General features: G+C 72.1%; 25 protein-coding genes. 9 read left to right on the forward strand and 16 right to left on the reverse strand.

What is annotated here, in order from left to right:
* The first annotated feature begins 44 nt into the window (after nt 1-44).
* Nucleotides 45-719 (forward strand): RadC family protein, encoded by a 675-nt coding sequence (gene radC, locus LPC04_RS26480; protein WP_275685330.1) that lies wholly within the window; start codon nt 45-47, stop codon nt 717-719.
* Between the two features lie 21 nt (nt 720-740).
* Here the strand turns inward: radC and LPC04_RS26485 are convergent, their stop codons facing one another.
* The gene (locus LPC04_RS26485; protein WP_275685331.1) at nt 741-1,106 is read right to left on the reverse strand and encodes a PDZ domain-containing protein; all 366 of its coding nucleotides are present in this window, start codon (nt 1,104-1,106) and stop codon (nt 741-743) included.
* 199 nt (nt 1,107-1,305) lie between these two features.
* On the opposite strand from LPC04_RS26485, the gene LPC04_RS26490 reads away from it, so the two are divergent.
* Together LPC04_RS26490 and LPC04_RS26495 are read left to right on the forward strand one after the other, a co-directional pair.
* Nucleotides 1,306-1,938, forward strand: a complete 633-nt coding sequence (locus tag LPC04_RS26490) for a Smr/MutS family protein (protein WP_275685332.1) — start codon at nt 1,306-1,308, stop codon at nt 1,936-1,938.
* Between the two features lie 2 nt (nt 1,939-1,940).
* Entirely contained in the window at nt 1,941-2,411 is a 471-nt protein-coding gene (locus tag LPC04_RS26495) for an NUDIX hydrolase (RefSeq protein ID WP_275685333.1), read from the forward strand.
* On the opposite strand, the gene LPC04_RS26500 is transcribed toward LPC04_RS26495, so the two are convergent.
* Genes LPC04_RS26500 through LPC04_RS26515 form a run of 4 tightly spaced genes read right to left on the reverse strand, consistent with a single transcriptional unit; the run spans nt 2,408 to nt 4,197 of the window.
* Nucleotides 2,408-2,986 carry a DNA-3-methyladenine glycosylase gene (locus LPC04_RS26500; RefSeq protein ID WP_275685334.1) on the reverse strand — a complete coding sequence of 193 codons (579 nt, stop codon included), beginning with the start codon at nt 2,984-2,986 and terminating at the stop codon, nt 2,408-2,410. The genes LPC04_RS26495 and LPC04_RS26500 overlap by 4 nt on opposite strands.
* Nucleotides 2,983-3,414, reverse strand: coding sequence for a DUF1810 domain-containing protein (locus tag LPC04_RS26505; protein ID WP_275685335.1), 432 nt, complete (start codon nt 3,412-3,414; stop codon nt 2,983-2,985). Before LPC04_RS26505 ends, LPC04_RS26500 begins: the two co-directional genes overlap by 4 nt.
* Entirely contained in the window at nt 3,414-3,758 is a 345-nt protein-coding gene (locus LPC04_RS26510; protein WP_275685336.1) for an ArsR/SmtB family transcription factor, read from the reverse strand. The genes LPC04_RS26505 and LPC04_RS26510 overlap by 1 nt, the downstream gene beginning before the upstream one ends.
* On the reverse strand, nt 3,745-4,197 hold the full coding sequence (locus LPC04_RS26515) for an SRPBCC family protein (protein WP_275685337.1): 453 nt from the start codon (nt 4,195-4,197) through the stop codon (nt 3,745-3,747). Before LPC04_RS26515 ends, LPC04_RS26510 begins: the two co-directional genes overlap by 14 nt.
* A gap of 136 nt (nt 4,198-4,333) precedes the next feature.
* Here LPC04_RS26515 and LPC04_RS26520 point away from each other — a divergent pair, with 136 nt between their 5' ends.
* Both LPC04_RS26520 and LPC04_RS26525 read left to right on the forward strand, forming a co-directional pair.
* Nucleotides 4,334-5,194: a DUF1444 domain-containing protein gene (locus LPC04_RS26520; RefSeq protein WP_275685338.1), complete on the forward strand. Its 861-nt coding sequence runs from the start codon at nt 4,334-4,336 to the stop codon at nt 5,192-5,194.
* Nucleotides 5,195-5,226: 32 nt separating this feature from the next.
* Nucleotides 5,227-6,573 (forward strand): M28 family peptidase, encoded by a 1,347-nt coding sequence (locus LPC04_RS26525; RefSeq protein WP_275685339.1) that lies wholly within the window; start codon nt 5,227-5,229, stop codon nt 6,571-6,573.
* 486 nt (nt 6,574-7,059) lie between these two features.
* On the opposite strand, the gene LPC04_RS26530 is transcribed toward LPC04_RS26525, so the two are convergent.
* The 3 genes from LPC04_RS26530 to LPC04_RS26540 all read right to left on the reverse strand — a co-directional run bounded on the left by LPC04_RS26530 (nt 7,060) and on the right by LPC04_RS26540 (nt 9,328).
* A complete protein-coding gene (locus tag LPC04_RS26530) occupies nt 7,060-7,632 on the reverse strand; it encodes an alpha-ketoglutarate-dependent dioxygenase AlkB (RefSeq protein ID WP_275685340.1) in 573 nt (190 codons plus the stop codon).
* A gap of 23 nt (nt 7,633-7,655) precedes the next feature.
* The gene (locus tag LPC04_RS26535) at nt 7,656-8,093 is read right to left on the reverse strand and encodes a DUF2867 domain-containing protein (protein WP_275685341.1); all 438 of its coding nucleotides are present in this window, start codon (nt 8,091-8,093) and stop codon (nt 7,656-7,658) included.
* A gap of 68 nt (nt 8,094-8,161) precedes the next feature.
* On the reverse strand, nt 8,162-9,328 hold the full coding sequence (locus LPC04_RS26540; RefSeq protein WP_275685342.1) for a mandelate racemase/muconate lactonizing enzyme family protein: 1,167 nt from the start codon (nt 9,326-9,328) through the stop codon (nt 8,162-8,164).
* A gap of 99 nt (nt 9,329-9,427) precedes the next feature.
* Between LPC04_RS26540 and LPC04_RS26545 the strand changes: the two genes are divergently transcribed.
* The 3 genes from LPC04_RS26545 to LPC04_RS26555 all read left to right on the forward strand — a co-directional run bounded on the left by LPC04_RS26545 (nt 9,428) and on the right by LPC04_RS26555 (nt 13,010).
* Entirely contained in the window at nt 9,428-10,333 is a 906-nt protein-coding gene (locus LPC04_RS26545; RefSeq protein ID WP_275685343.1) for a LysR substrate-binding domain-containing protein, read from the forward strand.
* A gap of 85 nt (nt 10,334-10,418) precedes the next feature.
* The gene (locus LPC04_RS26550; protein WP_275685344.1) at nt 10,419-11,609 is read left to right on the forward strand and encodes a mechanosensitive ion channel family protein; all 1,191 of its coding nucleotides are present in this window, start codon (nt 10,419-10,421) and stop codon (nt 11,607-11,609) included.
* A gap of 288 nt (nt 11,610-11,897) precedes the next feature.
* Nucleotides 11,898-13,010: an ABC transporter substrate-binding protein gene (locus LPC04_RS26555; protein ID WP_420854775.1), complete on the forward strand. Its 1,113-nt coding sequence runs from the start codon at nt 11,898-11,900 to the stop codon at nt 13,008-13,010.
* Between the two features lie 31 nt (nt 13,011-13,041).
* Here the strand turns inward: LPC04_RS26555 and LPC04_RS26560 are convergent, their stop codons facing one another.
* The 5 genes from LPC04_RS26560 to LPC04_RS26580 all read right to left on the reverse strand — a co-directional run bounded on the left by LPC04_RS26560 (nt 13,042) and on the right by LPC04_RS26580 (nt 18,485).
* Entirely contained in the window at nt 13,042-14,475 is a 1,434-nt protein-coding gene (locus LPC04_RS26560; RefSeq protein WP_275685345.1) for a C13 family peptidase, read from the reverse strand.
* Nucleotides 14,476-14,530: 55 nt separating this feature from the next.
* Nucleotides 14,531-15,199, reverse strand: a complete 669-nt coding sequence (locus tag LPC04_RS26565; RefSeq protein WP_275685346.1) for a P-loop NTPase family protein — start codon at nt 15,197-15,199, stop codon at nt 14,531-14,533.
* Nucleotides 15,196-15,768 (reverse strand): hypothetical protein, encoded by a 573-nt coding sequence (locus tag LPC04_RS26570; protein WP_275685347.1) that lies wholly within the window; start codon nt 15,766-15,768, stop codon nt 15,196-15,198. The genes LPC04_RS26565 and LPC04_RS26570 overlap by 4 nt, the downstream gene beginning before the upstream one ends.
* Nucleotides 15,765-17,618: a hypothetical protein gene (locus tag LPC04_RS26575; RefSeq protein WP_275685348.1), complete on the reverse strand. Its 1,854-nt coding sequence runs from the start codon at nt 17,616-17,618 to the stop codon at nt 15,765-15,767. The genes LPC04_RS26570 and LPC04_RS26575 overlap by 4 nt, the downstream gene beginning before the upstream one ends.
* A 162-nt stretch (nt 17,619-17,780) precedes the next feature.
* The gene (locus tag LPC04_RS26580) at nt 17,781-18,485 is read right to left on the reverse strand and encodes an alpha/beta hydrolase (RefSeq protein ID WP_275685349.1); all 705 of its coding nucleotides are present in this window, start codon (nt 18,483-18,485) and stop codon (nt 17,781-17,783) included.
* Between the two features lie 44 nt (nt 18,486-18,529).
* Between LPC04_RS26580 and LPC04_RS26585 the strand changes: the two genes are divergently transcribed.
* Nucleotides 18,530-19,624 carry a DUF1839 family protein gene (locus LPC04_RS26585; protein WP_275685350.1) on the forward strand — a complete coding sequence of 365 codons (1,095 nt, stop codon included), beginning with the start codon at nt 18,530-18,532 and terminating at the stop codon, nt 19,622-19,624.
* A 2-nt stretch (nt 19,625-19,626) separates the two neighbouring features.
* Here LPC04_RS26585 and LPC04_RS26590 read toward each other — a convergent pair whose 3' ends face one another.
* The 3 genes from LPC04_RS26590 to LPC04_RS26600 form a co-directional block, all read right to left on the reverse strand.
* Nucleotides 19,627-20,745: an HD-GYP domain-containing protein gene (locus LPC04_RS26590; protein WP_275685351.1), complete on the reverse strand. Its 1,119-nt coding sequence runs from the start codon at nt 20,743-20,745 to the stop codon at nt 19,627-19,629.
* Between the two features lie 198 nt (nt 20,746-20,943).
* The gene (locus tag LPC04_RS26595) at nt 20,944-21,363 is read right to left on the reverse strand and encodes a group II truncated hemoglobin (RefSeq protein ID WP_275685352.1); all 420 of its coding nucleotides are present in this window, start codon (nt 21,361-21,363) and stop codon (nt 20,944-20,946) included.
* A gap of 52 nt (nt 21,364-21,415) precedes the next feature.
* Nucleotides 21,416-22,171, reverse strand: coding sequence for a MinD/ParA family protein (locus LPC04_RS26600; protein WP_275685353.1), 756 nt, complete (start codon nt 22,169-22,171; stop codon nt 21,416-21,418).
* Nucleotides 22,172-22,275: the final 104 nt, after the last annotated feature.

Consider the following 22,275-nt stretch of genomic DNA (forward strand, 5'->3'; position numbering starts at 1 on the left):
TTCACCCACGAAGAAACCCGATTTTACCTGCCAGGCCCGTTGCCATGTCGATCAAGGAATTGCCCAGCGCCAGCCGTCCCCGCGAAAAGCTGCTGGCCCACGGCGCATGCGCGCTCGCCGATGTCGAGCTGCTGGCCCTGCTGCTGCGCACCGGCGTGCGCGGCACGGGCGTGCTGCAGCTGGCCGAGCGCCTGCTGGGCCAGTTCGACGGCCTGGCCGGCCTGATGCACGCCACGCCGGCCGAGCTGGCGCGCGCCGGCGGCATCGGCCCGGCCAAGCGCGCCGAGCTGGCCGCGGTGCTCGAGATCGCCCGCCGCGCGCTGGCGCAGCAGCTGAAGGCCGCGCCGGTGTTCGACTCGCCGCAGAAGGTGAAGGACTTCGTCGCGCTGCGCCTGGGCGCGCTGTCGCACGAGGTCTTCGGCGTGCTGTTCCTCGATTCGCAGCACCGCCTCATCGAGATGCAGGAGCTGTTCCGCGGCACGCTCGCGCACACCAGCGTCTATCCGCGCGAGGTGCTGCGCCAGGCCCTGCTGCTCAACGCGGGCGCGGCGATCCTGGTGCACAACCACCCGTCGGGCGTGGCGGAGCCGTCGCGCGCGGACGAGGTGCTGACGCAGTCGCTGGCGTCGGCGCTGCGCGTGATCGACGTGCGCGTGCTCGACCACCTGGTCGTGGGCGCCGGCACGGTGGTCAGCTTCGCGGAGCGCGGCCTGATGTGAGCCCGCGTCGCGGCCGGCGCCCTACTTGGCCGCCGGCCCGGCGACGATGTCGACCAGGCGTTCGGCGCCGTCGCGCCTGATCTTGAGCCGCAGGTGCTGCCCCGGCTGGGTGGCGCGCACCGTGTCCATCAGCTTCGAGCCGTCGGCACCGGCGATCGCGACGTCGTCCAGGGCCACGACCTCGTCGCCCGCCTTCAGGCCCGCCTCCGCCGCCGGCGCGCCGGCGGCGACCGCCGTGATCTTGAGCGACTTCAGCGTGTGACTGAACATGCCGTCGGTGTCCGCGGCGACGGAAAAGCCGAGGCGGCCCTGCTCCGCCAGGGCGCCGAACGAGGCCGCGGCGGCGGCGAGCAGGAGAACGGAGCGGACGCGAGACCGGAGCGACATGGGTGGACGGCGAAGTGGCGACACCGCGCATCATGGCGCACTCGTCGCGCTGCCCGTCGCTGCCACGCGACAGACCGGCGAAACGGGGCGACCCGTTGCGCGGCCGGCTCGACGGGGAACGAATCGGCCGGCGGGCTGTCCATCCCGAATCGAGGCCATCGCCCGCTCGGCGAAAATGGCGGCACGGAGGGAATTCGTCTTGAAGATGCGCAGCTTGCAGGAACTCGGCGCCATGCGCGACGCGCTCGCGCGCGCGCAGCGCGAGGCAGCGGAAGCCGCTCGTCGCGCTGCCGAGGAGAAAGCGCGCGCGGATCGCGAGCGGCGCCAGTTCGAGCTCGCGGTGGGCGTCGTCAAGCCGCTCAAGGTCGCCGCGCGCGCCGACCTGCGGCCCGAGCCGCCGGCCGCGCATCCGCGCCAGAAGGAGCTCGACGAGGCCCGTGCGCTGGCCGAGGCGATGTCGGACGAGGTGGACGTCGAGTCGCTGCTGCTCACCGACGACGGCCTCGGCTTCCGGCGCCCGGGCGTGTCGCTGGACGTGCTGGGCCAGCTGCGCAAGGGCAAGTGGTCGATCCAGGACCAGCTGGACCTGCACGGCCTGCGCCGCGACGAGGCGCGCGAGGCCGTCGGCGCCTTCATCCGCGGCGCCGAACAGCGCGGGCTGCGCTGCCTGCGCGTGATCCACGGCAAGGGCCACGGCTCGCCAGGGCGCGAGCCGGTGCTCAAGGCCAAGGTGCACAAGTGGCTGGCGCAGCGGCAGGAAGTCATCGCGTTCGCGCAGGCCGCCGGGCCGCAGGGCGGCGCCGGGGCGGTCATCGTGCTGCTGGCGGCCTGAGCATGGCGCGCACCGTTTCCTGCGGCGTCGTGCTGGCCAATCGGCGCGGCGGGCTGTTCGTCTGCCACACCACCGGCATGCCGCGCTGGGACCTGCCCAAGGGCATCGCCGACGACGGCGAGGCGCCGCGCGACGCCGCCGTGCGCGAGGCCTGGGAAGAAGCCGGGCTGCGCCTGCCGGCCGACGCGCTGTTCGACCTCGGCGAATTCGCCTACCTGCCCGCCAAGCGGCTGCACCTGTTCGCGCTGCGCGTGGCCAACGACGCCGTCGACATGTCGCGCTGCCGCTGCCGCTCCTTCTTCGTCCACCACCGCACCGGCCTCGACACCCCCGAGGCCGACGCCTGGGCCTGGAAGCCGCGCGCCGACCTGGCCTCGTGGTGCGGCAAGAACATGACGCGCGTGCTGGGGTCGATCGACTGGGCCGCCATCGACGCGCTGCCCGAAGTCGCGCACGTCGACGTGGATGCCTAGCCCTTCGCGAACGGCTTGCTGAGGAAGCGCGAGCCGACGAGCCCGAAGCGCCACGGCGCGTCGACCGCCTTCGAGATGCCGATGCGCGGCCCGACGAGCGACTCGGTGGCCTCGTCCGGCGCGGCGACGAAGAACGGCGGGCGATCCAGCGGCAGCCCGTAGTGCGCCTTCGTGATGCCCAGCGCCTGGCCGAGCCGGCCCGGGCCCGAGCAGAGCAATCGCGGATCGGACAGGCCGCGCCGCTGGGCCATCTGTTCCAGGCCGACGCGCGGCTCCAGCGCGCGGATCAGCACCCCGGCGCCATGCCCGACCTCGCGGCACGTGAAGTTCAGGCACCAGTGGATGCCGTACGAGCGGTAGACGTACGCGTGGCCCGACGGCCCGAACATCGCGGCATTGCGCGCGGTCGGGCCCATGTGCGTGTGCGAGGCCGGGTCGGACTGGTCGTAGGCCTCGGTCTCGACGATCACCCCGCCGACGCCGTCGACCAGCAGCGTTGCGCCGATCAGCGCATGGGCGACGACGTCGGCGGGCGCGTCGAAGTCGATGTCGCGCGACTTGCGGCGCGCCGTCATCGGGGCTTCGCGAGCAGGCCGAGCGTGGCCGGATCCGGCTGGCCGCCGTAATACTGGCGCAGCGCGCGGTCGAAGACGCTTTCGCCGCCGGCGACCTCGCCGAACAGCGTGAGGCAGGAGCACAGCTTCAGGTCGTCGGGCGAGCCGAAGATCTCGTGCGCCGTGCGGCCGCGCACGGCCAGCACCCGCTCGACGCAGTCGCGCAGCCGCGGCCCCAGCACCGGATGTGCGAGGTAGGCCGCGGCCTCGTCGCGCGAGGCGATGCCGAAGTGAAAGGCCATCTGGCTGTGGCCGAGGCCGCGCAGCTGCGGGAAGACGAACCACATCCAGTGCGTGCGCTTGCGGCCGGCGCGCAGCTCGGCCATGGCGTCGGCGATGCGCGGTTCCTGGGCTTCCACGAAGCGTTCAAGATCGTTCTCGTTGCTCATCATTGATCCCCTTCGACGAACGCGCGCAGGCGTTCGAGGGCATCTTCCCACTGCTTCGAGATCCGATCGAGCTGCGCATGGACATCGCGGATGCGCTGCGGCCGCAGCCGCCAGATGTGCTCGCGCCCACGCCGCTCGCCGGCCACGAAGCCGGCGTCGGACAGCACCTGCAGGTGCTTGGTGATGGCCTGGCGCGTGACGGCTGACTTCTCGCTCATCTGCGCGATCGACTCCGGCCCGCTGGCCGACAGGCGCATCAGCAGCTGCAGCCGCGTGGCGTCGCCGAGCGCGGCGAACAGCGGCGCGGCGTCCTGCGCGCGCCGGGCGGCGTCAGGCGCCGACATAGGCCCGCACGTTCTCGAGCTGCTCGTCCCAGCCGCGCTCGTTCATGCGGAACGCCTCGGCAATGCGCTCGGGCGGCAGGCGATCGAAGCCGGACTCGACCACCGTCACCAGCGTGCCGCCGTCCTGCGGCTCGAGCAGGAACTCGACCAGCGTCATCGGCTCGGCCGAGTAGTCCTTCTTCGTGTCGACCGCGTACGGGTGCCAGCGGTACGCGAAGCGCGTCTCGGGCTCCAGCGCCTCGGTGTGCAGCGTGAAGCGCACGTGCTCCCAGCCCTTGTACGTGATCTGGCCGGACGTGGGTTGGCCGACGACGAAAGGCGACTCCAGCGCGACGTTGAACCAGGCGCCGAACTGGGCCGAATCGGTGATGGCCTGCCAGACGCGCGACTGCGGCGCCTTGATGTGCAGGTGCTTGCGGATCTCGTTGGTGGACGACATGGCGGCTCTCCGGTTGGTGACGTATTTGTAGCGCGGGCTCCTCAAACATGCAACCCCGTGGTTGCATATAAAGCGGGCGAGGACGAGCCGGGCCGCACCGTGGCCGAGACTTCAGCCTGGCCTCCTAGAATCGCGCATGACCCTCCCGATCCCGTTGCGCGCCGCCGCGCTCGCCTGCGCCCTCGTCTTCTCGCACGCGGCCTTCGCCGACCCGGTGCCGACCGAGGATCCCGGCTTCACCGACGCCATCACCGAGCAGCTGCGCACCGCGCTGCCGGACGAGCACGTCATCGTCGTCGGCCCGCAGCGGCTGACGATCGGCAACGCCGGCTTCACCGTCAACCTCGGGCGGCTGTTCCAGGCCTGCCGTGCGAATGCCGCGAAGTGCGACGAGTCGTCGGCACGCTACGTGGCCGGCGTCACCCAGGCCTTCCAGGACATGAACAAGCCGCCGGCGCCGGCGCAGGTCCGCATCGCGGTGCGCTCGGCGCGGATGGCGCAGGCCTACATGGACAGCACGCGCGCCACCGGCCTCGCGCTGCAGGTGCAGCCCTTCGTCGAGGGCCTGGTCAGCACGGTCGTCATCGACTCGCCGGCCTCGCTGCGCTGGGCCTCGTCGAAGGACATGGAGGCGCTCAAGCTCGACGCCGCCGGCCTGCGCGAACTCGCGCGCAGCAACACGCACGCGTCGCTGCAGCCGCTGGCCAGCGTCGCGCAGCCGGCCGCCAAGGGCAAGCTCGGCACGATCGACGGCGACGCCTACACGGCCAGCCGCATCCTGTTTCCCGCCGACTGGGCGGCCATGGCCAAGGCGCAGGACGGCGTGCTGATCGTCGCGGTGCCGCTGCCGACGGAGATCATCTACACCGGCGACGAGAGCGCCCACGCGCTCGATGCGCTGCGCACGCTCGCGCACCAGCAGATGGCGGCGTCGCCGGGCGGCATCAGCGACCGGTTGCTGCGCTGGACGCCCGAGGGCTGGAAGACCCTGCCGTGACGGCGCGGGCGCGGATCCCGATAATCCGCGCCATGCCAAACCTTCGCCTCCCGCTCGCCGCCGCCCTGCTGTTGTCGTCGCAGGCCTTCGCGGCCGATCCGCCCGACGTGCAACTGGCCGCCATCGCCGACGCCGTCGACCCGCAGGCGCTGCACGCCACCATCGAGAAGCTGGTCGGCTTCGGCACGCGGCATACGCTGTCGGACACCGTCTCCGAGACGCGCGGCATCGGCGCGGCGCGGCGCTGGACCAAGGCGCGCTTCGAGGCGATCTCGCGCGAATGCGGCGGCTGCCTGGAGATCGTCACGCCGGCGCAGAACATCACCGGCAAGCGCGCGCCCAACGGCGTCGAGATCGTCGACGTCGTCGCGATCCAGCGCGGCACCGGCGACCCCGGCCGCGTCGTCGCGATCACCGGCCACATCGACTCGCGCGTCACCGACGTGATGGACGCCACGCACGACGCTCCGGGCGCCAACGACGACGCGTCGGGCACGGCGGCGGTGCTGGAGTCGGCGCGCATCCTCTCGAAGCGCAGGTTCGCGGCCACCATCGTCTACGGCGTGCTCACCGGCGAGGAGCAGGGCCTGTACGGCGGCAAGGTGCTGGCGGACTACGCGAAGGCGCAGGGCTGGCGCGTGGAGGCCGACTTGAACAACGACATCGTCGGCAACAGCCACGGCCAGGACGGCGTCAACCAGAACGACGTCGTGCGCGTGTTCTCCGAAGGCACCAAGGCACTCGAGACGCCGGAGCAGGCGAGCAAGCGGCGCTACAACGGCGGCGAGCTGGACTCTCCGTCGCGCAACCTGGCGCGCTTCGTCGCCGGGCTGGCCGATCGCCACCTGGTCAACTTCCGCGTCAACATGGTCTACCGCACCGACCGCTACGGCCGCGGCGGCGACCAGGTGGAGTTCCTGCAGCACGGCTACCCGGCGCTGCGCCTCACGGAGCCGCACGAGGACTACCGCAACGAGCACCAGGACCTGCGCACCGAGAACGGCGTGCGCTTCGGCGACACGATCGACCGCGTCGACTTCGACTACCTCGCGCAGGTGACGCGCCTGAACGCGATCACGCTCGCCGCGCTCGCCAACGCGCCCGCGCCGGTGCAGGGCGTGCAGATCGGCGGCGCCGTCACCACCGACACCGTCATGACCTGGACGCCGCAGCCCGGAGTCGCGCAGTACCGTGTCTGGTGGCGCGACACCACGGCGCCGCAGTGGCAGCACAGCCGCAGCTACGCGGCCAATGTCGATCCGGGCCATGCGGTGCTGAGGAACGTCGATCTCGACGACTTCTTCTTCGGCGTGTCGGCGGTGTCGGCCGACGGCTGGGAGTCGCCGGTCACGTTCCCGGGCGACGCGGGCAGCTTCTGACGCGGCGCGATGCTGGCGGAGGGGTCTGGCATCTCCTCGTCCGCGCCGTCGCCCGGATCAAGGCATCGGTGTCGATCGCGGATCGGGCAATGCCAGACCTCGCGCACGTCGACTCACCGGCCCGCTCGCGCCGTGCGCAGGGTGATCGACCACGGCAACTCGTCCACAGGCGACACGCTGTTCTGCCAGCCCCAGCGCGCCCGCCTTTTGGGGGTCACGCCTTTTGGGGGTCAGGTCTTGCCTTTTGCCTTCCGGCTGGGGTCAGGTCTTGCCTTTTGCCTCCAAAAATCCTGCGTGCTCCGAGGCAAGACCCACACCGAAACGCTGTCGTGCTCGAACTTCGAAGGGGCCGCCTCTTTCGCGTTGAACCCGGCCGCCACCGAGGGCAGGGGCAGGCAAAAGGCAAGACCTGACCCCAAGTCGCGGGCAAAAGGCAAGACCTGACCCCAACCGCGAAAGGCAAGACCTGACCCCACCCGCGAGGCTCTAACGAACAACGTTGCGCGCCGTGCGCAGCGTGATCGACCACCGCAACTCGTCCACCGGCGCCACGCTGTGCTGCCAGCCCCAGCGCGCCGGCCCGCGCAGCGCGTAGATCGAGCGCGGCGCCGCGCGCAGCTTGACGACGTCGGCCCGCTTCGGCGCGACCGGCGGGTACGGGCGGAAGCGCAGCGTGGCCGTGGAGCCGAGCGAGACGCCGAAGACGTCCTCGTGCTCCGGCACGTCGCGATGCCAGCCCAGCGGCGTGCCCGGCGCGTATTCGGCCACCAGCACGTGGCGGATCGCCTCGGGCTCGACGCCCGCCCAGCGCGCGACGCGCGCGCGCAGCGGATGCAGCTCCTCGATCAGCGGCTGCGCGGGCAGCAGCTTGTTGGCGTCGTAGTCGTAGCTGCCGCCGAAACTCGCGACGCGACGGCGCGCCGTGTACTGCTTGTAGATGGCGGCCTCGAGCGGCAGCGCGCGGATGAGCGCGATCAGCGCGGCCTCGTCATCGCGCGAGAGGAAGTCCGCCTCGTACGCCAGGCCCTCGGGCAGGTTCGCCGGAACCGGTTCCGGCAACTCGTCGAACAGGCTGCCTTGGCTCAGGCCACGCCCTCGATGACACGCGCGGCGATGGCGCGATGGAACGGCATGATGGCCGCCAGGTAGGCGCGGCCCCAGGCGTTGTGCCAGCGCACGATGGTCGTGACGGTGGCGAAGCCGCCGCCGACGCCCACGACGACGCGGAAGTCGAGGTGCTTGTCGTCGAAGCCCAGGATCACCTGGTCGGGCGATTCGCGCACCACCGGGAATCCGCCCTTGGGCGCGGGCTTGAGCCCGACGAGCCGGCCCAGCCGGTTGCGCGCGCCGATCAGCACGCGCATCCACAAGGGCATGTGGGCGAACGCCATGCGCGTGGACGCTATCGCATCGACGCCGTGGATGGCCTGCACCTTGTACGCGTCCGCGAACTGGTAGCCAGGCAGGATGCGCTCGGCATCGGCGCAAGGGGCAGCGGGAATCGCGATCTGGCGGCTCATGGCTCGACTGTATGCCTGGCGCCTGTCGAGCACCATGACAAGCCGACAAGTCGGCGGGGATTTCGGCCTCAGTCCGACAGCGCCTTCATCTGCCGATGGAGGTCGGACTTGCCCTCGAAGCCGATGCCGGGCAGGTCGGGCATCGTCACGAAGCCCTGGTCCACCTTGACGCCATCGGGGAAGCCGCCGAACGGCTGGAACAGGTCGGGATAGGACTCGTTGCCGCCCAGGCCCAGTCCCGCGGCGATGTTGAGCGACATCTGGTGACCGCCGTGGGGGATGCAGCGGCTGGCCGACCAGCCGTGTTCCTTCAGCATGTCCAGCGTGCGCAGGTATTCGACCAGGCCGTAGCTCAGCGCGCAGTCGAACTGCAGCCAGTCGCGGTCGGGGCGCATGCCGCCGTAGCGGACCAGGTTGCGCGCGTCCTGCATCGAGAACAGGTTCTCGCCGGTGGCCATCGGGTTCTTGTAATAGCTGCGCAGCGTGGCCTGCAGCTCGAAGTCCAGCGGGTCGCCGGCCTCCTCGTACCAGAACAGGTCGTACTGCGACAGCGCCTTGGCATAGCGAACAGCGGTGTCCAGGTCGAAGCGGCCATTGGCGTCGACGGCGAGCTTCTGGCCGTCCTGCAGCACCGACAGGATGGAGTCGATGCGGCGCAGGTCTTCATCGAGCGAGGCGCCGCCGATCTTCTTCTTGACGACCGTGTAGCCGCGATCGATGTAGCTGCGCATCTCGTCCTTCAACTTGCCGTGATCCTGGCCCGGGTAGTAGTAGCCGCCCGCGGCGTAGACGAAGACCTGGCGGTTCGGCGTGCCCGTGCCGTAGCGCTCGGCGAGCAGCTGGAACAACGGCTGGCCGGCGATCTTGGCGACCGCGTCCCACACCGCCATGTCGATCGTGCCGATCGCCACCGAGCGCTCGCCGTGTCCACCCGGCTTCTCGTTGGTGAACATCGCGGCCCAGATCTTGTGCGGGTCGAGGTTGTCGCCCGTCGCGTCGACCAGCGACGCCGGATCGGCCTCCAGGATGCGCGGGATGAAGCGCTCGCGCATCAGCTTGCCCTGGCCGTAGCGGCCGTTCGAGTTGAAGCCGTAGCCGACGACGGGCCTGCCGTCGCGGATCACGTCGGTGATCACCGCGACGAGGCTCAGCGTCATCTTGCTAAAGTCGATGTAGGCGTTGCGGATGGGCGAGCTGATGGGCAGCGTGATCTCGCGGATCTCGACGATCTTCATGGCGTGTCTCCGGCGGGTTGATGCCTGCCATGTTGCGCCGGCCGCGCCGCGCGGGCCAATGCTCATTTCCTCATCTTCGATGCGCTGGACGACCCGCCCATGAACCTGACCTGGCTCGAGGACTTCCTGGCGCTGGCCGCGAGCGGCAACTTCTCGCGCGCCGCCGAGGAGCGCGCCAGCTCGCAGCCGGCGTTCAGCCGGCGCATCCGCGGCCTCGAGGACTGGCTCGGCGTCGAGCTCTTCGACCGCAGCTCGCAGCCCGCCACGCTGACGCAGGCCGGCGAGTGGTTCCGCGGCGTCGCCGAGGATCTCCTGAAGCGCGTGGCCCGACTGCCGGGCGACGCGCGCCGCATCCGCGACGCCGACGCCCAGGCGCTGCGCATCGCGGCGACGCACGCGCTGTCGTTCACGTTCCTGCCCCAGTGGCTGCGCCATCTCGAGTCGAGCGCCCCGCTGGGCCAGGTGAGGCTGATGTCGGACGTGCTCGCGCGCTGCGAGGCGCTGATGCAGCAGGGCCAGGTGCAGTTCGTGCTGAGCCATGCACATGCCAAGGCGCCCGGCGCGCTCGATGTCGATGGCTACCGCGCCACGTGCGTCGGCGGCGACGTGCTGGTGCCGGTGTCGCAGCCGGACGCGGGCGGCAAGCCGCGCCACGCGTTGTCGGACGACGAGCCGGCCGCGGTGCTGCAGTACACCGACGAGTCGGGCCTGGGGCGCATCCTGCGCGCCGTGCTGGGGCGCCGCTTCGATCGCGGCCACGTCGCGTTCACCGCGCACGCCGCCTCGGTGCTGCGCACGATGGCGCTCGATGGCCGCGGTCTCGCATGGCTGCCCGAGACGCTGGTGCGCGACGACCTCGCCCTCGGCCGCCTCGTGCCCGCCGCGGGCGAGGAGTGGAACGTGCCGCTGGAGGTGCGCCTGTACCGCGAACGCGAGCCGCTGGGCCCGGTCGCGGAAGCCTTCTGGCGCTCGGCCACGGGCGACGCGCGCGACGCCCGCGCGTGACGCGCGCGGGGCCTGCGCGACAAGGCCCGCCGATTGCTGACTGCGGCCTTTGCCTTCCGCGGCGCCTCGACGCGCCGCCCGCGCCATGAACCTGCACGACTACGACGACTGGCTGATGCCGCTGGTCACCGCGCTCGGCGCCGCCGCGGTCGGCGTCGTCGTCTACCTCGTGCTGCGCCCGATCACGCGCCGCCTCAGCCGCCACTCGCCGGTGGCAAACGCCGTCAACCGGCAGCTGGACAAGCCGCTGCGCTGGCTGCTGCCGCTGATGGCGGTGCAGGTCGCGCTCGAGGGCGCCGCCGACGACCTGCCGCACGTCGACGGTGTGCGCCAGCTGGTCACGGTGCTGCTGATCGCCGCCTTCACGGCCGCGGCCATCGCGGCGGTGCGCGGCGTGGCCGACGCCGTGGCGGTGCTGCATCCGCAGGACGTCGCCGACAACCTCGAGGCGCGCCGCGTCCTCACGCAGACACGCGTGCTGGCGCGCATCGCCATCGGCGTGGCGCTGTTCGCGGGCATCGCGTTCATCCTGATGACGTTCCCGCGCGCCCGCCAGTTCGGCGCGAGCCTGCTCGCGTCGGCGGGGCTGTCGGCGCTGGTGATCGGCCTGGCGGCGAAGTCGGTGTTCGGCAACCTGCTGGCGGGCCTGCAGATCGCGCTGTCGCAGCCGATCCGCATCGACGACGTGCTGATCGTGCAGGGCGAGTGGGGGCGCGTCGAGGAGATCACCAGCACCTATGTCGTGATGAAGATCTGGGACGAGCGCCGCCTCGTGATCCCGCTGCAGTGGTTCATCGACAACCCCTTCCAGAACTGGACGCGCACGACCTCGCAGATCATCGGCAGCGTCTTCTTCTGGGTGGACTACACGACCGACCTCGAGCCCCTGCGCAAGGAGGCCACGCGCCTCGCGCAGGGCTCGAAAGATTTCGATGGCCGCGTCTGCCTGCTGCAGGTCGTCGACACCAGCGAGCGCGCGATGAAGCTGCGGCTGATCGTCAGCTCGCCGTCCGCCGGCCAGAGCTGGGATCTGTGCTGCCTGCTGCGCGAGGGCCTCATCGCGTTGATGCAGCGCGAGCACCCGGGCGCCCTGCCCCGCCTGCGCGCCGAGATGCAGGGCCCGACCGACACCCACGACCACCGCGGCGAGCTGGAGGCGCGGCTCGCGGGCCAGCGCACCGGGCGCAGCGAGGCCGCGGTCAACAACGACACCGGCATGACCAGCCTCACCGCGCCGACCGGCGGCGTGCTGCCCCCGGCGGAGCCGCCGCGCTGAGCGTCCGCCGCGCGCAAGGCGATGCCCAGGGAGGTATCCGCCGTTGCGCCGCCGCCGCGATCAAGAGCTCCCGACAAGCGAATGTAACGGACGGTAACGAGCGTTTCCACCGGAAAGTCAATGCCACAAAAAAAGGATCTGCTCGACAGAAAGTTCGTGAACCGTTTCACGCCTTCGGGAAATCAACTACTTCTGCCCGGCACTTCACGGCTTTGATTGTCATCAGGCTGAACGACAATCGAGATTCCCCCTAGTTCCGGATGCGCGTCCCTCCCGCGCAGACAAATCATGAAGCGCCGCACGATGCTGAGCTTGCTGGCCTCCCTGCCGGCAGCCACCGCTTTTGGCAAGGAATCGGGCAACCTGGTTCTTGGCCAATCAGCTCCCTCCACCGGTCCGTCCGCGCAGCTGGGCATCCAGCTCAATCGCGGCGCCCGGCTCTATTTCGACAAGGTCAACGCCGCCGGCGGCGTCAACGGCCAGAAGATCGAGCTGCGCATGCTGGACGACGGCTACGATCCGCCGCGCGCCAAGGCCAACACGGCGACCTTCATCAACGACGACGTCTTCGCGCTGTTCGGCTACGTCGGCACGCCGACCTCCGTCGCCTGCCTGCCCCTGGTCAAGGACTCGGGCATTCCGTTCTTCGGCCCGTTCACCGGCGCGATGTCGCTGCGCCAGCCCGCGCTGAAGAACGTGTTCCACGTCCGCGCCTCGTACGACGACGAGACTTCGCTGATCGTCAACCAGCTGCACAACCTGGGCCTGAGCAAGATCGCCGTCTTCAGGCAGAACGACGCCTACGGCCAGGCCGGGCTGGACGGCACCGTCAAGGCCCTGAAGGCGCTGAACCTGGCGCCGGTGGCGGTCGGCAGCTTCGAGCGCAACACCATCAACGTCGGCGACGCCGTCAAGACCATCTGCGCCGCCAAGCCTGACGGCGTGGTGCAGATCGGCTCGTACAAGGCCTGCGCCGCGTTCATCCGCCAGGCCCGCGCGGCCGGCTACGGCGGCCAGTTCTTCAACGTGTCCTTCGTCGGCACCAAGGCCCTGTCCGACGAGCTCAAGGAAGAGGCGCTGGGCGTGGTCGTCAGCCAGGTCATGCCCTACCCGTTCTCGGGCGCGGTGCCCATCGTGCGCGACTACCTCGACGCCGTGAAGGCCGCCGGCGGCGACGCCACGGCCAACTACTCCAGCCTCGAGGGCTACGTCGACGCGCGCATCTTCGTCGAAGGCCTGCGCCGCGGCCGCAGCAACACGCGCGAAGGCCTGGCCAACGGCCTGGAGTCGCTGCAGCACGTCGACTTCGACGGCTTCAACCTGAACTTCGGCCGCGAGCATGCGGCGTCGCACTTCGTCGAGCTGTCAATGCTGACGGGCGACGGCGGCGTGCGCCGCTGAGTCTTCCCGCCCGTCCTCGAACTGGAGGCGCTCACCTGGCCGCGGAAGCAGCCAGGCGCGCCTCCAGCGCTTTCAGGCGCTCGCGGATGCGCGGTCCGACGCTGATCTGCGGATTCGAATAGCCGTCGTCCTTGCCCGCCGCGCGCTCGCGCTGGTCGATCAGCTTGCGCGAGGCGGCGTGCGCCTCCTCGAACGACCAGGTGTGGCGCAGCTGCTCGTCGTACATCGCCTGGCCGAAGAAGGTCAGCGTCGATTTCGAGCCGCAGCCGTAGGACGTGTGATCGGCGTCGGCCGCGGTCATCACCAGCGTGTCGTCGCCGGCCAGCGGCGCGATCCAGCTGCCCGAGAAGCAGGCGGAGATCGAGATGACGCGGTTGCGGATGCCCGCATCGTCGAGCCATTGGCGCAGCGCCTGCGGCGTCACGCTGGCCACCGTCATCGGGCGCGCGGCCGCCGCCAGTTCCCCGTCGGCCCCGCCGTGCGAGGTCAGGTGGATGAAGAGGATGTCCTCCTGCTTGTCCATGCGCTGCGCGACGCGCTCGATCGCGCGCTGCAGGTTCAGCGGGGTCGCCCACGGCAACTGCGTCTCGGTGGCCCGGTTGTTGACCAGCTGCAGCGTGCGGCCCTGCGCGTCGAAGCGGTTCGCCATCACGTCGGCCACCAGCGCGCTCTCGCGCATGAAGACGTCCTCGCTCGCGTAGGGGGCGAAGGTGATGGCGTAGAGGTCGACGACGCCGGGCCGCTGCGGCGCGATCGCGTCGAGCGCCGAGGCCAGCAGCCTGGGCTGCAGTTCCATCGTCTCCTGCGTGAGGCGCAGGCGCTTGTCCTGGAAGGCCGTGGGCGGCGAAGACGCGTACCAGAACTGGTTCGGCAGCAGCCAGGCCGCCCCCACCGAGCTCGCGGCCACGACGACGCAGGCCAGCCAGCGCCGGCCCAGCCCGGCGGCGCGGGATCCGAGCATCAGCCGGATCATCGCCGCCACGCTCCAGAACACGGGCGCCATCCAGAACCACCAGGCCAGCCCGCGGTGCGCCGGCTGGTCGAGGAAGCCCGAACGGATCGCCGGCACCAGCGCGCCATCGAGCACCGCGACCAGCAGCGCGCCCTGCACGTAGAACAGCGTGAACAGGGTCGGCGCGTCGGGCGGATGGCGGCGGGCGTCGCGATACTCGGGCGGCGGCGGCACCGCGAACCAGCAGGCCCAGGCCAGCACGGCCGCGACCGCCAGCTGGGTGGGCAGCGCACGCCAGTCCACCGAGGCGTCGCCGACGATGAAGGCGCGCGAGATGACGGCCTCGACGATCTCGCACACGACGACGGCCAGCAGCAACGGACCGGGCCCGCTGCGCAGACCGCGCCAGTCGGGGCGCATCAGCACCGCGGCGCGCAGCCCCTGCCGACACCAGCGCGCCAACGTCCGAAGTGGCTGTCCGCTCCGGCGGCCCGCGTGATCGGCTTCGGTCATCGTTCTCCCCTCGTTCGCGCCGACTGTACCGTCCGCGGCCGGGACGACGGGAGACTCAGTCGCCGCCCAGCCAGCGCGGGATCGGCCGCGGCCGGTGATTGAGCACCAGCCCGGCCAGCCGATCAGGGCCCAGGCCCGCGTCGGCCAAGGCCTGGCGCGCCTCGCGGCGCGAGGTGCGGCGCGAGTCGACGACCAGCACGCACGCGTCGGCCTGGGTCAGCAGCGCGCCGCAGCCCGCCAGCGAAGGCGCGTCGAGCACGACCAGCGCGAAGCCCGCGCGCAAGGCCGTCAGGCCCTTGGCGACGTCGTCGGGCCGCTGCAGCAGCGCGGGCTGCGCCAGCACGCCGCGCCCGAGACGCCACAGGCGGTCGGGCCCGGCGCCCGCCGGCGCCAGGCCCTGCAGCGAGCCCAGCGTCATGATCTCGGACAGGCCGGCCGCGCCGCGCCGGGAGATGTCGTCGTCGGCGGGCGGCCGGTCGAACGCGGCGTCGACCCAGACCACATCGCCCTCCTGCTGCTCGGCCAGCGCCGCCGCGAGGCCTTGCGCGACGAAGCTCTTGCCCTCGCCGGCGCGCGTGCTGGTCACGAGGATCACGCGGCCCGACAGCGCCGCCGCGCCGCCATCGACGACCGGCTGCACCGGCGCCGCGCCCTGGCGCTCCAGGTAGTCGAGCACGCCCAGGCCGATGCGCGGGAACAGCAGGGCGTCGTGGACGATCTTCATGCGGCGTCCGCGGGCTCGAGCAAGGCGCCGCGGGCCCTGGCCGACAGCGTCGGGATCGTGCCCAGCACCGGCGCGCCGAGCGCCCACTCCGCTTCGCGCGCCGAGCGCATGCGCTGGCCGCGCAGCTCGCGCAGGCCCGCGATCAGCAGGCCCAGCAACAGGCCGGCCACGAGGCCCGGCAGCGTCGCATCGGGACGCGCAGGCTCGGGCGTCGCGGGCATGAGGACGCCCGCGGCCGGCGGGGCCTGGCGCAGCGCGGCGTCGATCTCGTCGTCCCATTGCGGCGGCGTCGATGGCGGCGGGCTCGCGTCGGCAACCTGCGTCGCGCCGGGGTCGAGGTCCAGCCGCAGGTCGATGCCGGCGGCCGCCTCCGACGGTGCGTCCTGGATTGCCTGGACATGCGGCCTGGCGGCGGCGACGCGCTCAGGCGCCGGCGGCAGCCACAGCATCGTCGACGCCAGGCCGCCCACGACCGCGCACGCGGCGATCAGGCCGGCGTGGCGCCAGGGCACCGCGACCAGGCGTTGCGCGGCGAGGCGCCGCGGCATCTCCGGCTCGGCGCTGTTCATGTCGCCTGCCTGCTCGAACGCGCGATGGCACGCAGCGCCTCGGTCGCGACGGACGGACGCAGGCCCCGCGCGGCATCGATCGCCTCGCCGGCCAGCGGCGCGGCGACGTGGGAGCGCGCCGGCGACAGCAGCGCATCGAGGCGCGCGTGGAGCCTGGCCCTGTCCGCCGGGCCGGCGAACTCCGGATGCGCGGCCGCGATGCGGCAGATCGCCACGCCGCCATCGCGCGGCAGGCGCAGGCCGCGCCGCTGCGCCACGGGATCGCCCGCGCCCTGCGACAGCACGAGGTTCAGCGAGACGCCGCGCGCCGCGCTGCGCGCCAGCTCGACGGCCAACTCGCCCATCGACGGCCGCAGCAGGCGCAGCGCGCGCGACGCGCGCGCGGGCCTGCGGCGCAAATGCGTCGGATCGACGGCGATGACGCGTTGCACGTCGAGTCCCTCGAGCGCCGCTCGCCACGCTCGAGTCGCGCCCGAGCCGATACCCACCACCGTACAGGCGGCGATGTCCTTCTCGCGGCGCAGCCAGGCCACGGCGCGCGCGATGTCGGCGGCGACGCGCGCGTCGTCGTCGACATCGCCGTCCGCGTGCGCTGCGCTGTCGCCGCTGCCCGCGATGTCCAGCCGCAGCACCACGTCGTCCGCCGCGGCTCGCTGGCGCGCCCAGGGCACCCACAGCCGGTGCGGCCCGACGCGGCGCGCGTTCCCGGACGACAGCAGCACGATGGCCTCGCGCGGCGGTGCGTCGCTGTCGGCGCGATCGCTCTCGCCCAGCACGCCCACGAGCGCGGGCTCGCCGGCGTCGCCGATGCGCACGACGCGTTCGCGCAGCGCGACGCCCCGCTCGCGCAGCCGCATCCACACCGGCGCGTCGCCCCGGGCCAGCGCGAGCACCGCCGTCGTGGCCGCGTCCAGGCGCGCCTTCGCGAGCGCGGCATGGGCGCGCACGTTGGCCGGATCGGCGACGCCGAAGCCTTCGATCGCGGGCACGCCGCGCAGCACCGTGGCGTCGGTGGCGCGCTCGCGCAGCCAGCGCACGATCTCGGCCCGCGCCGGCGCGCCCGACGGGTCGTCGTGCGCCCGCTCGCGCACGCGCATGCCCATGCGGGCGAGCGCGTCCGGGGCCGCGCGGCCCGACGCTTGTGGCGGCTCGATCACCAGGGCCTCCAGCACCGACGTCGTCGCCGCGGCCGGCCAGCGCAACGCCGACAGCGCTTCCAGCCGTCGCACCGGCAGCGCGAAGCCGCCCAGCGACACGGGTAGTTCCGCCGGGTCGAGCAGCATGCCGGGCCGCAGCGACACGCGATCCGCGCCGAGCAGCCGCTGCTCGCGCACGAACGCGTGGCCACTGGCCACCGGCATCCATGCGACCAGCGCGTCGACATCGCACCGCGCCGACGCGGCATGCGCGGCGAGCAACGCGCCCAGCCCCAGTCCGACGAAGGCGAGCCGCTCGTGGCCGGACAGCGCGAGGGCGCGCGCGGCCGCGGCGTCGAAGGCCCCCAGCGCGTCGGCGACGCTGGTGCTGCCGGTCGCGGCCGACGAGTCGCCCGTGTCCGGCCACTCGAAGCGCAGCGTCCCGAGGCCGGCGTCGGCCAGCGCGATCGCGAGCGCGCGCTGGGCGTCGTAGGCCGCCATGTCTTCCTCGCCCCACGAACTCGCCAGCACGATTGCCAGCGGCAAGGCCGGGGACGCGCCCGCGGCGGGCGCGTGCCACCACGCGACGCAGGTGTGGCCGGCGGCAGCGATCAGCACGGGCTGCGGCGCCGGCGCGGCCTGGCGGCGCGGCGTCGGCCCGGGGCGATCAGCGCGGGGCGTGGCGAGCGCGGCGCATTCGTCGCGCGAGCTCACGATGAGGCGCGGGCCGCCGCGAGGCGCGTGCGGGGGCACGGCATCGAAGCGAAATCCGGGACGGTGACGACGAGGGGGGCGGGCATGGTTACAAAACGTATCAGCCGATTCTAGCGACGCGTCCAGTGCCCGCTCGACGGCGTAAACCCCGCGCACTGCCAGTTAAGTCACGTTCGCCGCCAGCTCGCGCACCAGCCGGCGCAGGGCCAGCCAGGCCTGCGGCGGGATCTCGTGTCCGCCATCGAACGGCAGCCAGCGGACGCGCGCTCCCGCATCGACCAGCGCATCGTGCAGCGACCGTCCCGCGGCGATGCCGAGGTTGGCGTCGCCGATGCCGTGCACCAGGTCCACCCGCACGCCGCGCAGCCTCGGCAACGCCGGCGCCCACTCCGCGAACGCCAGGCGCGAGCCCGACCACAGCGCCAGCGCGTCGACCGGCAGCGGTGGCGCCTGCAGGACGGCGTCGAGCGCCAGCATCGCGCCCTGCGAGAAGCCGGCCAGCACCAGCGGCACCCCGGGCGCGCGCTCGCGCAGCGCGAGAGCGGTCGCGTGCACGAGTTCGCGCGCGGGCTCGCGGCCCTGCGGGTGGCTGTCGTGCAGGTCGGCCGGGCCGTCACGCATGCGGGCCTCGCGCGCCGCGTCGTCCACCGGCCACCACGCGCGCCCGCCGCTGGCGCGCTCGATCGGCCCGCACGGCAACGCGACGAGCGCGGGCAGCTTCAGCGACCTCACGATGGGCGCGAGCCGCGCGGCATCCATGTCGAGGCCGTGCAGCAGCATCACCGCCACGCGCGCGGTTGCGGCCGGTTCGACCCATACGGTGGCGGGGTATGCACCGGCGGAGGCGTCGGAAGCGTCTTCTTTCACGGCGACCATTCTGCACGCGACCCGGCGTTCGCTAAAGTAGCGGCATGCCTGCGACCGACCTTCCCCATTCGAAGCTGGACCTGTCCGGCGCCGGCGTGCGCCATGCCCGCGCGCTGCCCGTCGGCGAGCCCGCCGCCGGCGCCGCGCCCGCGCCCGCGCACGCCGACGTCGGCCGCATGGCCCCGTGGATCCAGCTGCTGGCCGCGCTCGGCCTCGACCCCCACGCGCTGTGGCCCGCCACCGTCTCGCTCGACTTCGAGGGCGACCAGTGCACCGCCATCGAGCCGTCGCGCGACGAGCTGCGCGCGCTCTACGGCATCGACGTGCAGGAGCTCGACGTGTGGCGCCCGCTGGCCGAGCACGCGATCGAGCACCTGGCCGCGGGCCGCGCGCTGGTCGTCGAGGCCGACGCGTTCTGGCTGCCCGTCGACGCCGAGCATCGCCGCAGCCACGCGAAGAGGACGATCGTCCTCAACGAGGTCGACCTCGACGCCCGCCGCATCGGCTACTTCCACGGCGCGGGCCATGCCGAGGCGCACGGCGACGACGTCACGCACCTGCTCGGGCTGGAGGACGACACGTCCGACCTCGAGGCGATCGCCGACTGGCGCGGCGCGCGCGTGGCACAGGTGGGCGCCACCGTAGCGGCGCTGGACGAGGGCCGGCTGCCGCCGCGCGCGCAGTTCGTCCGCGCGGATCGGCGCGTCGCGCGCTCCACCGCGGAACTGCGGATGCTGGCGCTGCACCACCTCGGCAACCACCTGGCGTTCCGGCCCGCGACGAATCCGCTGCGCCGCTTCGCCGCGCGCATCGCCGACGACCTGCCGCTGCTGCGCGAATACGGCACGGCGTATCACGAGGACTGGGCATCCTGCACGGTGCGCCGCTTCGCCGGCGCGTTCGACCTCGCCGCGCGCGGGCTGGCATGGCAGGACGAATCGGGCGACTCCCGCCTGCGCGAAGCCGCCCACGCCTTCGAGCAGCTTGCCCGCGACGCGGCGACGCTGGACCAGAGGCTGGGCCGCGCGGCGGCGTCGGCGAAGAACGCCGACACGAAGAAGCTGCTGGAGACGATGGCGCTGGCCTGGGACGGCGCGATGGCCGCGCTGGACGCGGCCTGGCGCAGCGAAGAGGGCTGAACTCAGTCGTCCGGGTACAGCGTTTCCCAGGGCACGCGCACCATCACGTCCGCGTCGGCCACGAGCGCCACGATCGCGTTGGCCTTGTCCGTGGTCTCGCGGCGCTGCGGCCGCATCATCGGCTGGCCCGCGGTGTTGGTCAGGCAGGCGACGACCGGCGTGTTGACCGACTCGCCGCGGTGGATGACGATGGCGATCTCGCCCGTGGCCAGCCGCACGAAGCAGCCCGGCGGGTAGATGCCGAATTCCTTGACCAGCGCCGCCGCCAGCGGGTGGCCGGCGCTGCCGGTGAAGATGTCGCGCGCGGCGACGTTGGGCGCGAGCGCGACGCGCGACGAACGCGCGCTGAGCTTGGCGGTGAATACGTCGACGAAGTGCAGCGCCTGCGCCAGTTCCACGACGTCGGTGCGGCGGCTCGGATAGCCCGTGCCGTCGGTCAGCTCGTGGTGCTGTTCGACCGCGGCCAGCCACAACGGATCGTCGACGCCCGCTGCCGCGAGCATGACGGCGCTGCGCACCGGATGATCCTGGATCGCCGCGCGCTGCTCCGGCGTCGGCGGGCCCGACTGCACGGCCAGCCGCCCCTGCAGCTCGATCATCGACAGGTTCATCGACATCGCGGCGCTCACCAGCATGCGGCGCTGGTTGTCGTCCCAGCCCATGCGCTTGCCGGTCAGGCAGCACACCGCGGCGCAATGCAGCGAGTGCGACACGCCGTAGGACTGCAGCTTGGTCTGGTCGTGGCGCAGGATCTGGAACAGCACCTTGTCGGGATAGCGGTCGGCCAGCGACATCAACACGTTGACCACCTCGTCGAGCGCGGCGCGCAGGTCGGCCGGCGACGTCGTCAGCAGCGTGTTGAGACGGCCGCTCGACAGCCGCCAGCGGCCGAAGAAGCCCTCCCTGGGCTTGGTGGCCGCGTGTCCCGCGGCGAGCGCGGCGCGCATCTCGGCGGCGTCGACGAACATGCCGCGCGCCAGCAGCGTGCTGAGCATGGCGGCATCGGTCACGCGGTGCCCGCGCGCCAGCAGCAGCTTGCCGTTGCCGTCGCGGATGCCCCAGGCCAGCGGGAGACCCGGCTTGATCTGGTTCGCGACTTCCTGGAGCGGCAGCAGTTGCATTCAAGGATCCTGGTGTGGGGATTTCTCCCGCCGAGGTGCAGGGCGTTCCTGCACATTCGGTGTTTCGGATCATCGCCCGGCGACTTCAGGACCGCACCATCGCCGAATCGTTCGCGTGCTTACTAAATCACGATGTCGTGCGCTGTCAGGAGATCTTGACGATGCTCGTCAGGACATCCTCGACAGCCGGACGGCCGTTCAGCCGGCCGTGTTGCGCATGTGGTCCGCGGTGTTGGCGAACGACGCCAGCAGGCGCCGCTGCATGTCGGCCGTGAAGCCGCCGGCCTCGCCGATCTCGGCCATCGCCAGGCCCATGCAGGTGAGCCACTGGTCGCGCACGTCGATGCCGATCGGGTACGGCAGGTGGCGCGCGCGCAGGCGCGGGTGGCCGAAGCGCTCGATGTAGAGGTCGGGGCCGCCCAGCCAGCCGGTGAGGAACCAGGCGAACTTGTCGCGCGAGCCGTCGAGCGTGCTCGGGTGCAGCGCGCGCAGCGCGGCGAACTCGGGCTCGAGGTCCATCAGGTCGTAGAAGCGGTCGACGAGCGCGCGCACGCCGCCAATGCCGCCCAGTTGTTCGAACGGGGTCGGCGTCTTCGTGTCGGGAACGGAATCGGTCATGCCCGGATTGTCGGACGTGGCGCGCGAGCGCGCGCCCGCGGGGGCATGCGCGTCAGGCGCGCAGGCGCGTGGCGGCGGCAACGACGGCTTGTGCAGCCGCCGATCCGGGCAGGCAATCGAGCAGCAGCTGGCGCTTCTTCACGGCGTCGCGCACCGACGGGTCGATCGGCACTTCGCCGACGAACTCGAGCTTGACCGGCACTTCCAGCCCCGGGCTGACGAAGCGGTCGACCACCTGCTGCAGCTGGCCGCGGATGATGCGCCCTTCGCCCGGCTTGCTCACCTGGTTGACGATGACGCGGATGTCGCGCCGGCCCTGCGTGGTGGCCAGCACCTTGATGGTGGCGTAGGCGTCCGTCAGCGAGGTCGGCTCGGGCGTGGCCACGATCAGCACCTCGTCGGCCAGCGACACCGTGTAGAGCACGACGTCGGAGATACCCGCACCCGTATCGAGCAGGATGCGGTCGAAGCGCGGCACGACCTGCTGGACGACCGACACGAGCTGCTCGCGCACCTCGGGCGTCAGGCGCGAGTATTCGACCATGCCGGAGCCGGCCAGCAGCACCGAGAAGCCGCCGGGCGCCTCGAGGATGGCCTGGTCCAGCGTGTTCTTGCCGGTGAAGACGTCGTGCAGCGTGATCTTCGGGAACAGGTTGAGCACGACGTCGAGGTTGGCGAGGCCCAGGTCGGCGTCCAGCACCAGCACCTTCTCGCCCTGGCGCGCGAGCGCAGTGGCGAGGTTGGCCGACAGGAAGGTCTTGCCCACGCCGCCCTTGCCGCTCGTGATGGCCGTGATGCGTGCCTTCATGCGAGCCCCTCCCGCGCCGGGTACGACGATCCGTCCCCCGAGGGGAGCGCGGGCCTCCTTGGGGCGGCCCGGCGCACGGCCCGCGAGAAGGATGGCACCAAGTC

The organism is Scleromatobacter humisilvae (assembly GCF_023231945.1).
Lineage (GTDB): Bacteria > Pseudomonadota > Gammaproteobacteria > Burkholderiales > Burkholderiaceae_C > Scleromatobacter > Scleromatobacter humisilvae.

What these genes read in the sequence shown, in the direction of transcription:
- LPC04_RS26555 (WP_420854775.1), top strand. Translation starts at nt 11,898, where the DNA reads ATGAAGCGCCGCACGATGCTGAGCTTGCTGGCCTCCCTGCCGGCAGCC.
- LPC04_RS26590 (WP_275685351.1), bottom strand. Translation starts at nt 20,745, where the DNA reads ATGCAACTGCTGCCGCTCCAGGAAGTCGCGAACCAGATCAAGCCGGGT.
- LPC04_RS26500 (WP_275685334.1), bottom strand. Translation starts at nt 2,986, where the DNA reads ATGACGGCGCGCCGCAAGTCGCGCGACATCGACTTCGACGCGCCCGCC.
- LPC04_RS26495 (WP_275685333.1), top strand. Translation starts at nt 1,941, where the DNA reads ATGGCGCGCACCGTTTCCTGCGGCGTCGTGCTGGCCAATCGGCGCGGC.
- LPC04_RS26545 (WP_275685343.1), top strand. Translation starts at nt 9,428, where the DNA reads ATGAACCTGACCTGGCTCGAGGACTTCCTGGCGCTGGCCGCGAGCGGC.
- LPC04_RS26535 (WP_275685341.1), bottom strand. Translation starts at nt 8,093, where the DNA reads ATGAGCCGCCAGATCGCGATTCCCGCTGCCCCTTGCGCCGATGCCGAG.
- radC (WP_275685330.1), top strand. Translation starts at nt 45, where the DNA reads ATGTCGATCAAGGAATTGCCCAGCGCCAGCCGTCCCCGCGAAAAGCTG.
- LPC04_RS26560 (WP_275685345.1), bottom strand. Translation starts at nt 14,475, where the DNA reads ATGACCGAAGCCGATCACGCGGGCCGCCGGAGCGGACAGCCACTTCGG.
- LPC04_RS26550 (WP_275685344.1), top strand. Translation starts at nt 10,419, where the DNA reads ATGAACCTGCACGACTACGACGACTGGCTGATGCCGCTGGTCACCGCG.
- LPC04_RS26515 (WP_275685337.1), bottom strand. Translation starts at nt 4,197, where the DNA reads ATGTCGTCCACCAACGAGATCCGCAAGCACCTGCACATCAAGGCGCCG.
- LPC04_RS26505 (WP_275685335.1), bottom strand. Translation starts at nt 3,414, where the DNA reads ATGAGCAACGAGAACGATCTTGAACGCTTCGTGGAAGCCCAGGAACCG.
- LPC04_RS26520 (WP_275685338.1), top strand. Translation starts at nt 4,334, where the DNA reads ATGACCCTCCCGATCCCGTTGCGCGCCGCCGCGCTCGCCTGCGCCCTC.
- LPC04_RS26600 (WP_275685353.1), bottom strand. Translation starts at nt 22,171, where the DNA reads ATGAAGGCACGCATCACGGCCATCACGAGCGGCAAGGGCGGCGTGGGC.
- LPC04_RS26510 (WP_275685336.1), bottom strand. Translation starts at nt 3,758, where the DNA reads ATGTCGGCGCCTGACGCCGCCCGGCGCGCGCAGGACGCCGCGCCGCTG.
- LPC04_RS26565 (WP_275685346.1), bottom strand. Translation starts at nt 15,199, where the DNA reads ATGAAGATCGTCCACGACGCCCTGCTGTTCCCGCGCATCGGCCTGGGC.
- LPC04_RS26595 (WP_275685352.1), bottom strand. Translation starts at nt 21,363, where the DNA reads ATGACCGATTCCGTTCCCGACACGAAGACGCCGACCCCGTTCGAACAA.
- LPC04_RS26525 (WP_275685339.1), top strand. Translation starts at nt 5,227, where the DNA reads ATGCCAAACCTTCGCCTCCCGCTCGCCGCCGCCCTGCTGTTGTCGTCG.
- LPC04_RS26540 (WP_275685342.1), bottom strand. Translation starts at nt 9,328, where the DNA reads ATGAAGATCGTCGAGATCCGCGAGATCACGCTGCCCATCAGCTCGCCC.
- LPC04_RS26570 (WP_275685347.1), bottom strand. Translation starts at nt 15,768, where the DNA reads ATGAACAGCGCCGAGCCGGAGATGCCGCGGCGCCTCGCCGCGCAACGC.
- LPC04_RS26485 (WP_275685331.1), bottom strand. Translation starts at nt 1,106, where the DNA reads ATGTCGCTCCGGTCTCGCGTCCGCTCCGTTCTCCTGCTCGCCGCCGCC.
- LPC04_RS26585 (WP_275685350.1), top strand. Translation starts at nt 18,530, where the DNA reads ATGCCTGCGACCGACCTTCCCCATTCGAAGCTGGACCTGTCCGGCGCC.